The organism is Pandoraea eparura, from assembly GCF_902459725.1.
In the GTDB taxonomy this organism is placed as follows: domain Bacteria; phylum Pseudomonadota; class Gammaproteobacteria; order Burkholderiales; family Burkholderiaceae; genus Pandoraea; species Pandoraea eparura.
Genome location: NZ_CABPSH010000003.1, coordinates 259,554 through 273,252 on the forward strand (window position 1 = coordinate 259,554; position 13,699 = coordinate 273,252).

14 protein-coding genes are annotated in these 13,699 nt (G+C 56.6%); 5 read left to right on the top strand and 9 right to left on the bottom strand.

Going from position 1 to position 13,699, the window contains the following annotated elements:
* The first annotated feature begins 85 nt into the window (after window positions 1-85).
* Complete coding sequence (locus PEP31012_RS09140; RefSeq protein ID WP_150589039.1) at window positions 86-334, top strand: AAA family ATPase; 249 nt, start codon at window positions 86-88, stop codon at window positions 332-334.
* Here the strand turns inward: PEP31012_RS09140 and PEP31012_RS09145 are convergent.
* Window positions 318-971 (bottom strand): SDR family oxidoreductase, encoded by a 654-nt coding sequence (locus PEP31012_RS09145; RefSeq protein WP_150589040.1) that lies wholly within the window; start codon window positions 969-971, stop codon window positions 318-320. The genes PEP31012_RS09140 and PEP31012_RS09145 overlap by 17 nt on opposite strands.
* 89 nt (window positions 972-1,060) lie before the next feature.
* Between PEP31012_RS09145 and PEP31012_RS09150 the strand changes: the two genes are divergently transcribed.
* The 3 genes from PEP31012_RS09150 to PEP31012_RS09160 all read left to right on the top strand — a co-directional run bounded on the left by PEP31012_RS09150 (window position 1,061) and on the right by PEP31012_RS09160 (window position 3,781).
* Window positions 1,061-1,996 (top strand): LysR family transcriptional regulator, encoded by a 936-nt coding sequence (locus tag PEP31012_RS09150; protein WP_150589041.1) that lies wholly within the window; start codon window positions 1,061-1,063, stop codon window positions 1,994-1,996.
* A 209-nt stretch (window positions 1,997-2,205) separates the two neighbouring features.
* A complete protein-coding gene (locus tag PEP31012_RS09155) occupies window positions 2,206-3,231 on the top strand; it encodes an IS110 family RNA-guided transposase (RefSeq protein ID WP_150589042.1) in 1,026 nt (341 codons plus the stop codon).
* A gap of 310 nt (window positions 3,232-3,541) precedes the next feature.
* Entirely contained in the window at window positions 3,542-3,781 is a 240-nt protein-coding gene (locus PEP31012_RS09160) for an integrase core domain-containing protein (RefSeq protein ID WP_246171213.1), read from the top strand.
* Between the two features lie 184 nt (window positions 3,782-3,965).
* Here PEP31012_RS09160 and PEP31012_RS09165 read toward each other — a convergent pair whose 3' ends face one another.
* From PEP31012_RS09165 to PEP31012_RS09185, 5 genes are all read right to left on the bottom strand, one after another.
* A complete protein-coding gene (locus PEP31012_RS09165; RefSeq protein ID WP_217427122.1) occupies window positions 3,966-4,346 on the bottom strand; it encodes an acyl-CoA thioesterase in 381 nt (126 codons plus the stop codon).
* Between the two features lie 73 nt (window positions 4,347-4,419).
* Window positions 4,420-5,571: an iron-containing alcohol dehydrogenase gene (locus PEP31012_RS09170; protein WP_150589044.1), complete on the bottom strand. Its 1,152-nt coding sequence runs from the start codon at window positions 5,569-5,571 to the stop codon at window positions 4,420-4,422.
* A 169-nt stretch (window positions 5,572-5,740) separates the two neighbouring features.
* Window positions 5,741-6,511, bottom strand: a complete 771-nt coding sequence (locus PEP31012_RS09175) for a short-chain dehydrogenase/reductase (RefSeq protein ID WP_150589045.1) — start codon at window positions 6,509-6,511, stop codon at window positions 5,741-5,743.
* Between the two features lie 22 nt (window positions 6,512-6,533).
* The gene (locus PEP31012_RS09180) at window positions 6,534-7,352 is read right to left on the bottom strand and encodes an alpha/beta fold hydrolase (RefSeq protein WP_150589046.1); all 819 of its coding nucleotides are present in this window, start codon (window positions 7,350-7,352) and stop codon (window positions 6,534-6,536) included.
* A 9-nt stretch (window positions 7,353-7,361) separates the two neighbouring features.
* Window positions 7,362-9,053 (bottom strand): MFS transporter, encoded by a 1,692-nt coding sequence (locus PEP31012_RS09185; RefSeq protein ID WP_150589047.1) that lies wholly within the window; start codon window positions 9,051-9,053, stop codon window positions 7,362-7,364.
* 178 nt (window positions 9,054-9,231) lie between these two features.
* Here PEP31012_RS09185 and PEP31012_RS09190 point away from each other — a divergent pair, with 178 nt between their 5' ends.
* Window positions 9,232-10,167: a LysR substrate-binding domain-containing protein gene (locus PEP31012_RS09190; protein WP_150589048.1), complete on the top strand. Its 936-nt coding sequence runs from the start codon at window positions 9,232-9,234 to the stop codon at window positions 10,165-10,167.
* Window positions 10,168-10,228: 61 nt separating this feature from the next.
* Here the strand turns inward: PEP31012_RS09190 and PEP31012_RS09195 are convergent, their stop codons facing one another.
* The 3 genes from PEP31012_RS09195 to PEP31012_RS09205 are packed head-to-tail and all read right to left on the bottom strand — an operon-like array spanning window position 10,229 to window position 13,687.
* A complete protein-coding gene (locus tag PEP31012_RS09195; RefSeq protein WP_150589049.1) occupies window positions 10,229-11,035 on the bottom strand; it encodes an enoyl-CoA hydratase-related protein in 807 nt (268 codons plus the stop codon).
* A 7-nt stretch (window positions 11,036-11,042) separates the two neighbouring features.
* Entirely contained in the window at window positions 11,043-12,293 is a 1,251-nt protein-coding gene (locus PEP31012_RS09200; protein ID WP_150589050.1) for a CaiB/BaiF CoA transferase family protein, read from the bottom strand.
* A gap of 26 nt (window positions 12,294-12,319) precedes the next feature.
* The gene (locus PEP31012_RS09205; protein ID WP_150589051.1) at window positions 12,320-13,687 is read right to left on the bottom strand and encodes an MFS transporter; all 1,368 of its coding nucleotides are present in this window, start codon (window positions 13,685-13,687) and stop codon (window positions 12,320-12,322) included.
* Between the last annotated feature and the right edge of the window lie 12 nt (window positions 13,688-13,699).

The window sequence follows — 13,699 nt, forward strand, 5'->3', positions numbered from 1 at the left end:
GAAGCACGTCAGGACAGATGAATTTCCGCACGACTGCAGCGACCTCGTCCGGTACGCTCGGCTTACGTACAAACACCTCGCCGGTATGGTCGACACCAAACGTCGCCTACTACGAGCTGGGCAGGACATCCTGGCCGGTTTAGATGGCGAACCGCGCAACGGCATCCTTCTGTTCGACGAACCCGGCAACGGCAAGACGATGTTCGCCGAAGCACTGGCCGGCGAGCTCGATATTTCGTTCTTTCCGGTCGCTTTCGGCGACATGGCGTCAAAGTGGATTAACGAAACACCGGAGACTCTCCGTGTTGATTCGTGGGTTAGCGGAAGTAGGTAACTTCCGCTGTCCATGCGTCCTTGGGTTGGCTATGCAATTGCCAGAACGCCTCGGCAATGCCAGTGGCTTCTTCCGAGTCGGGTTTCACGTAGGCAGCGACAGTGACACTAGCGACATGAATACCCTCCGCTTTCGCCGGTTCGAACAGCCCTTGCGCGAGAGCGCGGATACCTGCCTTGCCCAAGCTGAGCGACAGATACTCAGGGTTCGGTGAAACAGCGAAGCCGCCGCCGGTCAACAGAATCGCTCCCTTGCCGCGTTTGCGCATGCCACCGATGGCAGCTTGCGATGCCGCTAGTGCACCACCAATGTTGACGGCAAGATCTGTGTTAAATGTGTCAGCCGGCTGACTTTCCAGCGTTGCCTGTCGTAGGCTGGCAGCGTTGTAATGCAGCACGTCGATGCCCCCATGTTGCGATTCAACGTTCGCAACCAGAGCGGCGACCGCCTTGGCGTCACTTGCGTCCACCGGGCGCGCCAAAGCGTCGTGACCAAGATGCTTCAGTCGTTGCGCAAGTGCCTCTGCGCGCGCGAGGTCGCGGCCGCTGAGAACAATGCGGAAGCCTTCGCGGGCGAAGCGCTCTGCGGTTGCGAAGCCGATACCCGGCCCGCTGCCAATGCTCAGAAATATCTTCATTCGTATCTCTCCGTCAAATCGGAAAATCGTGACTTGAAAGGCTATCAAATGCAGAATCAGAGATAATCTGGCTCGCACGAATAAATATCATGCAAAAAATGCAGGAATTGCTGGGACGAGTGAGCATGGACGAGTTGTCGGCCTTTGTCGCGGTCGTTGAAGCACATAGCTTCACCGATGCTGCCGCCGTCGTTGGACGCGATGCCACGATCGTCTCGCGCCGCATTACCCAGTTGGAAGAGCGCCTCGGGGTCTGTTTGCTCTCTCGCACTACCCGGCGTGTAGCGCTCACCGAAGTCGGAGCGCTCTACTACCGCAGAGTTCGCAGTTTGCTCGATGAACTGGACTCTGCCGGCCATGAGGCCAGCAGCTTCGCGGCAAGCCCACAAGGATTATTGCGGGTGTCGGCCCCCGTGACCTTTGGGCGTCGCTGGATATCGCCACTATTACCGGCATTCATACTGCGACACCCAAAGATTCGCGTGGATGCGAGATTTGCGGACCGTCATGTCGATGTCGTCTCTGAGGGGTTTGATGTTGCGATCCGCGTTGGGATTCTGAACGACAGCACGCTGATCGCACGCCGGATCGCTCCGTTTCACAACATGCTCTACGCGGCGCCGTCGTATATCGAAGCGCGTGGCATACCAGCCGAACCGGCTGAACTTGAGGCACACGCGTGCCTTAGCTTCACCAACTATGTCGGTTGGCCAGACTGGGCGCTTCACAAAGACGGTCAACGCAAGACCATTAGACCGTCAGGGCCGTTACAGACCGACAGTTCCGAGGCCTTACTACTCGCGGGAATCGCGGGTCTCGGCATCATCCTGACGCCGGACTGGCTTGCGGGCCCCGCCGTTCGGGCGGGGGAACTGGTGCAACTGCTGCCCGACTGGAAAGGGTCGCAAGAAGGAGGTATCTACGCCGTGATGCCGCCTGGTCGGCTGATACCGACCAAGACCCGCATCTTCGTTGACGAGATTACCCAAGCCATTCAAGCGGGATGGAGTCCTTCAGCAGCGTGAGCTAGCAAGGGACGACAACGTGGCGCCGTCAGCACCAGACTCGCTGGCGTAATGGCGTTCAGGCACTCGTCGCGGCGGTAAGCAGGCGAACCGCGTGCGCTGCGAGTCGTTGTAATGCCCCACTGAAAACCTGCTCAGGTGTAATGGGATGGTCACCCCCACCTCTCAGCGAGTAGGCTGCTGAGAACTTTCCTCGGGAGGTCATTGCCATGGACAACGTCACGATGATTGGAATTGATTTGGGCAAGCATTCTTTCCACCCGCATGGACAGGATCGTGCTGGCAAAGCCGTGTTTCGCAAGAAGGTCTCACGCAAGCAGCTACTCGAATTTTTTGCGACGTTCCACTCTTGTACAGTCGTGATGGAGGCCTGCGCAGGTGCGCATTGGATGGCGCGCAAGCTCAGCGAGTTCGGACACGCCGTCAAGCTGATCTCTCCACAATTCGTGCGCCCGTTCGTCAAGAGCAACAAGAACGACTTCGTTGATGCCGAGGCTATATGTGAAGCCGCGTCTCGCCCATCGATGCGATTTGTGACGCCAAAGACGGAATCGCAGCAGACACTTTCCGCGCTCCATCGAGTTCGCCAGGCTCTGGTTCGCGATCGGGTATGCACGACCAACCAGATGCATGGATTCCTGCTTGAGTTCGGAATCAGCCTCCCTGTCGGCCACGCCGTCGTAAGGCGCCTGCCCGCGGTACTGGCCGAGTATCGACTGCCGCCGCGTCTCGTCGCGATCCTTGATCGGTTGCATGAGCACTTCAAATATCTTAGTGAACAGATTCGCGATATCGAGAAAGAACTCGAGCGGCAACTCGCCGATGACTCTCTTGGCCAGCGTCTGATGACGATTCCCGGCGTTGGAACGATCACTGCCAGTCTGCTTGCCTCGGAGCTCGGCGATGGTAAGCAATACCGATGCAGCCGTGACTTCGCCGCTGCGGTCGGGCTGGTGCCAAGGCAATACAGTACTGGTGGAAAGTCAAACCTGCTCGGAATCTCCAAGAGAGGTGACAAGAATATCCGCCACTTGCTGGTCCAGTGTGCACGAGCATTTATGCTCCGACTGGACAAGCAGTCGGGCCGTATGGCCGACTGGGTCCGCTCGCTGCTGGCGCGACGACATTCCAGCGTGGTCGCTTGTGCGCTAGCGAGCAAGCTTGCCCGAATCGCATGGGCGATCGTGAGCCACAACACTGTATTCGAGCAACGAGCGGCCGTCACGGCTGCATGACGGAATGTCATCATTCTTTTACCGAAGTCAACTCATCTGGTTTTGCGACTGCTGATTATTGATGACGTGAATGGCAAACCGGCCTGGCGGACACCCTGAAAGGTTAACGAGCTTCTTGAAGCTGCAGCTGTTATCAGGATCGCCTGGCGCGACTCTCATCGTGGCGCGAGGAGCGTTCCTCACAACGACGCCGGATAGATTTGTGCAAAGCCACCACACATCAACATCAGTGTTGCAAAAACGGGGGTGACCATAGATTAACCTTCGAGGACAAACACATGAGCATGAAGATGGAAGACGAGATCAAGCGGTGGCGCGCAGCTACGGCCTGCGCGAGGAATTCATCACCCCGCATTGTCCGCAGCAGAACGGCATGGTCGAGCGTGTCATCCGGACGCTCAAGGAGCAATGTGCACACCGCCATCGCTTCGAGACGCTGCGACACGCCAGCCGTGTAATCGGCGACTGGATTCATTCCTATAACCATCGACGGCCGCACCAAGCGCTGAAGATGATGACCCCGGCCGAGGCTTTTGCTTTAGCCGCCTGACCTGAGCAGGTTCTGCTGGGTCATTACAGGCTAAGGAAAATTCCCGGGCAGGTCAATTCGCACCCGATCGTAGGCTTGGAAAACGTGTAGCTTCGCTTCACTGTGAGATTGCATGAGTCAAAAATCTGTTGGAGTTGTGAAGGTGGGTGCGACCCGACTGTCCGAATTCACGCGGCCACCTCTGTTAGGCAGAACCGGTAGCCATGAGCCCCGTCAGTAGCGATTTAACTTGACAGGGTACTTCAACCGATTGCCCTGTGGACCTGCTGACATAGACATGTACAAAATGGCCTACGGCTGATGGAGCAGCATCGTCTCCGAGGAAGATCGCCAATTCATAACGGACGCTCGAGCGGCCGATCCGGCCCACCCGTACTCCAACCTGCAATGCATCGGGGAACGCAATCGGTTTGAAGTAAGAGCAAGCGCTGTCGACGACAAAGCCCACCACATCGCCTCGATGAATGTCTAGCACGCCATGATGAATCAGGTGTTGGTTGACTGCAGTATCGAAGTAGCTGTAATACGTGACGTTGTTCACGTGGCCATAGATATCATTATCCATCCACCTCGTGGATATGTCTGCAAAGTAGCGGAAGTCACTTCTCGTAAGATTTGGCGTCATTCACGTGTCTCTTTTAGAACGCTTCCTGATACAGAGCAAGCGCTTCCTCGTATTCGACGTCGCGTGGATTATTGATCAGCAGCCTCTTGACGTTCATCGCGTCGGTTGCAAGCATCGGCAGTGAGCCTGCTGGAATCCCCGCCTCGCGGAGCGTCTGGGCATACGGCATTTCACGTACTAACGTCGCAATAGCGCCCACAAAAGCTTCTGACACTGCGGCATCAGGCAAGGAGCCAAGGCCGGGAAGCATGACCCGGCCCAGCTCAGCGTAAAGCGGAGTCGCTACGCGCTCATTGAAGCGCAGCACTGGTACGAGCATCAAAGAATTGGTCAGCCCATGCGGAAGCCCGTAATGCCCGCCAAGCGGGTAGGCTAGCGCGTGGACAGCCGCGACCGGCGCGTTCGCGAAAGCAATGCCTGCCAGTAGTGAGCCAAGTAGCATCTGCTCACGCGCGTGTGCGTCCGCCCCATCCGACACAGCGCGGCGGATGTTAGGGTACAGGAGGTTCAGGGCCTTCACCGCGAACATATCGGAAAGCAGATTCTTTTTGTGACGACTGGCGTACGCCTCGATGGCATGCACCATCGCGTCGATACCTGTCATTGCTGTCACCGCTCGCGGCAAGCCAAGCGTGAGCAGCCCATCGAGGACTGCAACATCTGGATAGAGTAACGGCGAAACGATGCCTTTCTTCTCGTGCGTGGGCGTTGTGACAATCGAAATTGGCGTCGCCTCCGATCCGGTACCGGCAGTGGTCGGTACTTGAATAAGAGGCAGTCGCGGCCCCTTCGCAAGCCCAATCCCATAAATCTCGGCAATCGGTTGCTTCGTCTTCGCCAACAGAGCCACAAGCTTCGCGGTGTCCATTGAGCTGCCGCCGCCGATCCCGACGACCGCATCGACTTTGTGCTGGATAGCAAATTCGACGGCGGCAAGCACCACGTCTTCCGGTGGATCCGCCTGGACATCGGCGTAGACAATCGCTTCTTGACCGACTTTGGCGAACGCATCAACGACTGGTTCGATCAGGCCGGTTGCTTGCATGCCTTTGTCGGTCACCATAAGCACGCGAGAGCCGCCAACACTGGTAACGATCTCGTGCAAACGCTGCGCGCTACCATGCTCGCAAACGATTTTTGGCGTCGTTTCAAAGGAAAGTGACATTCTTCTCAATCTCTAAATTTGGTAGGAAGCGGCTGTTCTACTTTCGCTTACCCGCTGTGGCGTTTAGTTCATTCGACGTGAACACGTCTTCCCAACGCCTTAGCCTCGAGGTTTCGGGCGGCCAGGTAACACAATTTCTCTCCAATCAACGAGGCAATACCACAAGCTGTCAGCCATACATTGCGCCGCCGTCGGCATTGACGATTGTGCCGCTGATGTACGAGGCTCGAGCAGATGCTAGAAACACCACCAGGCTTGCGACCTCTTCGGGCTTTGCTACCCGTCCAAATGGCATGTCTGCGAGCAGTTCCTGCCATCTCGATGCGTCGCCAAATCGCTCGGCAGCGCGCGATTTGTAGAGCTTCACCAGCCGATCAGTTTCGGTCGGCCCTGGATTGACACCGACTATGCGGACTCCGTGGCGGGCGGCATGCGCGCCTGCCGCCTTCGTAAAAGTCATTAGCGCCGAGTTCGCGCTCGACCCGCAGATATAGTCATAACGTGGTGCTGCGCCAGCAATTCCAATGACGTTGACAATGACGCCGGCACCCCGCCCAATCATCGCAGGAAGCGCTTCGCGAATGGTGTCGATATAGCCATGTACCTTGAGATTCCACGCCTCCCTCCACCCCGAATCGGAAACATCTTCAAGCCCACCGCCCGGAATCGCCCCAGCGTTGTTCACGATGATATCCACCGAGCGCAGGCGGTCTCGTATGCCCGATACGGCGTCTGGCTTGCCAAGGTCTAGGCAAATAGACTCGACTCCACGGCCAATCTGGGCTTCCAGGCGGGCAGATGCGCATTCGACGCTTTGCTTTTGGCTTCCAAGAATAGTGACGTTGCATCCTTCGGCCGCAAACATCTCACAGCAGGCGTATCCGATGCCACGGGAACCACCTGTGACTAGTACCGACTTTCCTTGAAGTTCCAGATTCATTTTTTGCCTAAGAGTTTGAGGTCTAGTCGATCTCGGTGAAGAAGTCGAGCACCGCCCGATTGAAAGCATCCGGCTCTTCAAGATTCACAGGGTGGCTGGTTCGAGGGACCACCCAGAGCCGCGAGTTTGCGATGGTCTTCTTCATAAAAATCGCGGGTCCCAGGCAAGGTTCGTCGTCATCGCCTGTGATGATCAGCGCGGGGACATCCAGCGCTTTCAGCTTGGATTCAAGTTCGTAAATCGTTGAGCGACGCATTTGATAGCCCCGGGTCGTAAGAGCTGAACCCAGTGGAGAATGCTGCGCGAACTGTCTGTTGAATTCTTCGAAGCCGCGCGGGTCTTTCTCTTTGTATCGACGTCTGATGGTGCTGTTCGCGTAGTGAACAATCCCTTCCTGCATACCCAGCGAGATCAGCCGGTCAGCCAGCTCCCCGCTATCGTGCAAGAAGCGTTCGCGCCCCTGCGGATCTGAGCCGTGTCCTGCACCGGCGATCACCAAGGAACGCGCCATCTCCGGATGGGCGATTCCAAAGTTCACCGTCGCATATCCCCCCATGGACAAGCCGACAATGTGAGCTTTCTTGACATTGCAGTACCGCATAACGTTCGCGATGTCCTCAACCGAGTGCGCCTGACTGTATTGCTCCGGTTCTTCAGGCACATCCGACGGAGGGTAACCCCGTGCATTGAACGTGATGCATTGATAGCGACGCGACAGGAATCGAACTTGGTTTTCCCAATTCCTGTAATCACCAGCGAACTCATGAACGAAGACGATTGGAGTGCCTTGCCCCGTCTTCTCAACGTAAAGCTGCACGCCCTCTGAATTTGCAAATCCCATGACTCCCCCTTACGCCGTCTTTTGTTGGTGTGCACCGCTCGTGTAGATGTCAGCGCCCTTGCTCTCTTTGACGAACAGCAGACACACGACAAAGCATACAGCTGCGAGACATACCGGATACCAGAGACCTGAGTAGATATCACCCGACGCCGCAGATATTGCGAAAGACGCCGCAGGCAAAAATCCACCGAACCAGCCAATGCCGACGTGGTATGGCAGCGACATTGCCGTGTATCGAATGCGCGAAGGGAACAGCTCAACAAGCATCGCTGCAATCGGACCATACGTCATCGTGCCGAACAGCATAAGAAGGACAATCAGCAGGATCGTCATCGGTTTGTTGATGCGCGCCGGATCCGCCGGGCCGGTTTCATACCCCGCATCGTGTAAGGCTTTGGCAATGTCCGCGTCGAAGGCCTTCGAAAGCACCGCCGCGTTCGATGCATTCCCATCGAAACTGGTGATCACCCGCTGTCCGATTCTGATCTGTGCGAGTTCTCCCTTCGACGACGGTTCGTCGGTGTAATTCAAACCCGCCTTGGTGATTGCGCTTCGCGCGATATCACAAGAACTCACGAACTTCGACGCTCCTGCCGGGTTGAACTGGAAGCTGCACTCACGCGGATCTGCCCGCACCGTAATCGGCGCCTTCTGTTGCGCGGCTTCGAGCGCCGGATTTGCGAAATGCGTGAGCCCTTTGAACAGAGGGAAGAAGAAGAGCGCTGCCAGCAAACATCCCGCCAGAAATACTGGCTTGCGGCCGATTCGGTCCGAAAGCTTGCCAAAGATGACGTAAAAAGGCGTCGTGATGATTGTCGCGACAATGATGAGCAAATTCGCCGTTCCCCCATCAACCTTCAGCGTTTGGGTCAGAAAAAACATGCTGTAGAACTGGCCCGCATACCAAACGACAGCTTGGCCCATCACCATACCGAACAGGCCCAGCAGCACGAGCTTCAGATTGCGCCATTGGCCAAACGCTTCTGAAATTGGTGATTTCGACGTCGTACCCTTGCGCTTCATTCTCTCGAATTCGGGCGATTCATGCAGCTTTACCCGGATCCAAAGTGAGACCGTGAGCAGGATCAATGAGACAAGGAACGGCACTCGCCAGCCCCAGGCCATGAAACTTGTTTCCCCCAGTATGTACCGCGTAGGCAGAATCACTGCGAGAGAAAGTAACAGCCCAAGCGCAGCGGTGGCTTGGATCCAGGCGGTCTTCGCTCCACGAGTCTCATTACTGCTGTGCTCAGCGACATATACCACCGCGCCACCGTATTCACCGCCAAGTGCGAGCCCTTGCAGCATTCGCATGGCGACAAAAAATATGGGCGCGGCAAGCCCGATCGAAGCATATCCCGGCAGCAACCCGATTACGAACGTCGCCCCCCCCATCAAGGAGATGGTCACCAAGAACGTGTACTTGCGCCCCACCATGTCGCCGATGCGGCCGAAGACGAGCGCTCCGAACGGCCTCACAGCGAAGCCAGCCGCGAAACTCAGCAATGTGAAGATGAAGGCCGCAGTGGGGTTGACCCCGGAGAAAATGCTGTGTGAGATTTGCACCGCCAGCGAGCCAGCGAGAAAGAAGTCGTACCATTCGAACATCGTTCCCAAAGAGGAAGCGAAGATCACCCGCTTTTGTACGCCTGAATCAGGCGGGGCATACGTTGCGGCAAGGTTTTCTGTACTTGCATTCATAAATTTGTCTCCATCCGTGTACGGACGCCTTGAGTGCTTGGGATATCGGCGTTCTATGAGGTAGTTTATGTTTTCGGTCGATAGAATTAAAATATGCAAAACATATAGGTCAATCGCGGTTTCTTATTTCAATCAACGCGGCGGGACATCCGCCACCGGCATCGCAGGAGGCACAAAAATGGACTTCAAGCAATTGAAGTACTTTGCGCGTATCGCTGAGCTCGGCAACATGACCCGTGCGTCCGAGTCGCTTCGGATTGCCCAGCCAGCCCTTAGTCAACAAATCGCAAACTTGGAAAGTGAACTGGATACCCGTTTGTTCGACAGAACAGCTCAGGGCGTTAGGCTGACCGGCACAGGCGAGGTACTTTATCGGCATGCAAAGTCCCTCTTGAAGCAATTCGAGGATGTTCGCGTTGCCGTATCTCAAGAAGGCGAGGATCCGTCAGGACATGTTGTGATCGGCATCCCCGGTAGCACAGGAAAAATCTTGGCGGTAAGGTTGCTGCAGGAGTTGCGCGCCTACGAGCGGATCCTGCTCGAGATTGTCGAGCGGCCTAGCGCTGAACTTGTTGATCTGGTCGCCAATGGAAAAATCGATATTGCTGTCGCCGTTGACGCACGCCAACGACGCGGGACCACCATACAGCCGTTGATTCATGAGGAGCTATATGTCGTGTACCCCACTTCAGAGCATATCGACAAGAAGACATTGCGCCTGAAAGACGTGGCCCGACATCCGTTGATACTTCCCAGCCTACCAAGCACCATCCGACAGCGAATCGACGCCGCTTTCCTCGCCGAACATCTCGGTTTTAACTTGGTCAGCGAAGTCGGCGCAACGGACATGTTGGTGCGGTTAGTGACTGCCGGAATCGGCTGGACTGTGCTGCCCTGGTCAGCTGTCGCAGACTACGTTGAACGCGACGAGATCAGCACTGCGTCAATTAGCGGGCGCACTTTGCAGCGGGAGCTTTCGTTATGCATCTCAGATAGCTTGCCGCTCAGTCGTGCCGCCGAGGTCGTACGAGACACGGTCGTGACCGTTCTCGAGGCCCTCGTCTCCTCGGGAACATGGGAGGGTGCTCAGCCCATCAAGCAGTCTGCGAGTTGATGGTCCGCGTCTCCCACGTCCTTGCGGAACTTTCTCATTCTCTGCCCTGAGGCAGTGACGACTAATAGCCGCGAAACTGCGGCGGACGCTTCTCAGCGAACGCTGTTCGACCTTCCATATAGTCGTGGCTTTGCGCCGCCTCATCCATCAGGTGGTTGACTGTCGACGCGGAAATTGCGTTTTCCGTGTTGGCGAGACTATTCAGTATGTACTTCGCGCCCTTGATCGTGAGGGGGGCGTTAGAAGCCAGCTCCATTGCAAATTGCAATGCCGACTCGAGCGCGTCCGGTGCCACCTCATCAACAAACCCAATTCGAAGCGCGCGCTCCGCATCGAAGCGCCTAGCCGAACACAAGATATGCTTTGCGTTCGACAAGCCAACTAGGTTAAACAGCCTGCGCGTCCCCTTCACACCATAAACGATCGACAAACGGGCTGCAGGAATGGCGAATTCTGCCGAAGGAACGGCAATCCGGAAGTCGCACGACATCGCTACATTACATCCACCGCCCATACAGAAGCCATTGATTGCAGCGATGGTAGGTTTCGAGGTCGCAGCAATTGCATCGCAGCAGTCGTCATATGCGCTCTCATAGACAACGGCCTGTTCCGGATCTCCCCTAGCCTCATTGAATTCGGAAATATCCGCCCCAGCACAGAAACTTGCTCCAGTCCCCGTCAAGACAATCGATCGCACCTCGATGTTTGCATCCAACTGTGAGAACGTCGCGCCGAGACGCTTCCAAAGCGCTAGCGTCAAGGCGTTTCTCTTAGCTTCGCGGTTTAATCTCACCAGTGCCACACCATTGACGGCTTCGACAACGATGTCCCTGTCAACCACAACCCCACCTTCTAAGCTCAGGTTCATAATGGCCTCACAGTTCATCGGCCGTCAGCCGCTCAGAGGCACCGCCTTGGAAAGCCGCGCCCGAGTCTAAAAGCTGGTTAATGTCCGCTTCCGCAAAACCGTACTCACGCAGGACCTCGGCAGTATTCTGCCCGACGCGCGGTGCCGGTGCCTCAGCGACATAGGAAGACCCATTGAGCAACACCGGGAGACCGAGCGCGCGCATTGAACCGCCTTCAGGCGACTGAACATCAACAACCATTCTCACACTTCGCGTTTGCTCGTGATCCAATGCTTCACCGACCGTCTGAACAGGACCGCAGGGGACTTGCGCTGCATCGAATCTTGACGCCCAAACCGAGCGAGTATCTGTCGAAAGGATCTCATTGATGAGCACCTCAAGCTCCCGGCGGTTTGCGAGTCGAATATCCGGCGTGTTGAAGCGCGGATCATCTACCCACTCCGGGTGGCCAAGTACCTGCGCGACGCGCCCCCAGTTCGTCTCATTGGCGCCGCCGACCGCGAGACCGCCGTCGCGACACCTATAGACCTGGTAAGGGGCGATCAATGGATGTGCGGTACCTGCGGGCTTAGGGACGATGCCTCTGGAGAAATAAGCCGCCGCATACCAATACATGTGCTGCATCGAGGCTTGCAACAACGACGTGTCGACACGTTGGCCCTGCCCTGTGCGCAATCTCTCGATATATGCTGCAAGCGTGCCAAAGGCCGCCAGAATACCGGCGTTGACGTCAGCGATAGAGACCCCGGGTTTGACGGGATCGCCACCGTCTTCGCCGGTGACACTGATTAGTCCACTGAACGCTTGAAGGATCAGGTCAAATCCACCGCAAGCAGCCAGTGGCCCGGTGCGACCATATCCAGTGATAGCACAGTAGACGAGCGCCGGGTTAGCTTCGCGCAGGACGTCATATCCGAGACCTAGCCGCTCCATCACGCCCATGCGGAAGTTCTCCGTCACGACATCGCTCTTCTCGACGAGTTTTAACAGCGCTGCCTTGCCTTCTGGTCGCTTAACGTCGAGTGCAATGGAGCGCTTTCCCCGGTTAAGCATCATGAACGAGGGCGGCAAACCGTCATCCCCGGCGCGTCGATAACGACGTGCATCGTCACCTTGCGGATAGCGTTCGACTTTGATCACGTCGGCGCCCAGGTCTGCGAGCATCAACCCGCAAGTCGGGCCCGCCATGATCTGGGACAGCTCGAGAACTTTAACACCGGCAAGTGGCTTGCTCAGTCCAGCAATTGGTTGGTTCATGTTCGATCCTTTCAGCAACGTAATCATCATTGTTCTGCGGCGATCGCGACGACCCTATCCTCGTCGTTATCCATGTGACGGTCGTGCGGTAGCATCATCGGCGGGACGATCTTCAGGAGAAGAAGACCGCCGCAGCACAAAAGCACAGCAAGCAGATAAAGGCCTGATGCCATCGATCCAGTTGCTTCTTTCATCAGACCAACAACGAACGGCGCAACGATGCCCGAGCTGGCGCCAATGCTGTTGATCAACGCCAACCCTCCTGCGACAAGCTTTGAATCAATCGCCGCGCTCGGCATTGACCAAAAGATCGGCAGGGTGGCGGAGACACCGATTGCGCCGATGCTAAGAAATAAGAGCGAAACGCTAAACGGAAGGTTGGGTGTTGCAGATGCAGCCAAACCCGCCGCTCCGACCATTGCAGTGGCTGCAAAATGCCAGCGTCGTTCACCTGTGCGATCCGAGTTCCGGGCGATGAGCACTGTAGCGATCGCCGCGCTCCCCCATGGCACGACTGAGTACATGCCGATCATCAAAGGATCGACAACGCCGAATCCACGGATGATGCTGGGGACCCAGAAATTCATCGCATACGTTCCTGAAGTCGCGCAGAAAAACACTAGGGCGAACAAGTAGATCTTTGGTTCTCGTAGGAGAGACCCGAGCGTGGTGCCGCCCATCCGAATCGTCTTGCGCTGAAGATCTGCTTGGAGACTGTCATTCAAAATGTCAACTTCAAGTCGGCTAAGCCATTCGGCCTGCTCCGGTCGGTCCGCGAGCCTGACTGCGCAAACGGCCGCCATGAAAAGGCTTGGCAACGCCTCCAACAAGAAAAGCCATTGCCATCCGCCAAGGTTCCCGACGCCGTCGAACGTCGTCATGATCAGGCCGGATATTGGCCCCGTGACGACCCCTGCAACAACGATTCCGAGCGCGAAGATCGCAACGGCTTTACTCCGATGTGCCAGCGGTAGCCACGTGCTCAGGTAGTAGATGACGCCCGGGTAAAAGCCCGCTTCGGAGACGCCGAGTAGTAGTCGAACAGCGTAGAACTGTCCCGCAGACTGCACCAGAAGCGTAGCGGCAGAACACAGTCCCCAGCCGATCATGATTGTGCAAAACACTCGGCGCGCACCAAAACGCTTGAGGAACGCGCTCACCGGGACCTCGAAAAGCACATAAGTAACAAAGAACAGGCTCGCTCCAAGCCCATAGGTCGAATCCGAGAACTGCAGTGCTTCCTTCAGCTGCAATTGCGCGAATGAGACGTTGAAGCGGTCCATCGAGCAAAATAGGTAGCTCAAGAAGAGCACGGGCATGAGGCGCCACAAGACCTTGCGGCAGACCGCCTCGGCCGCATCCGAGAGAGGCGCGCCGCGATTTTCAACGATCATCCATCGTCTCCA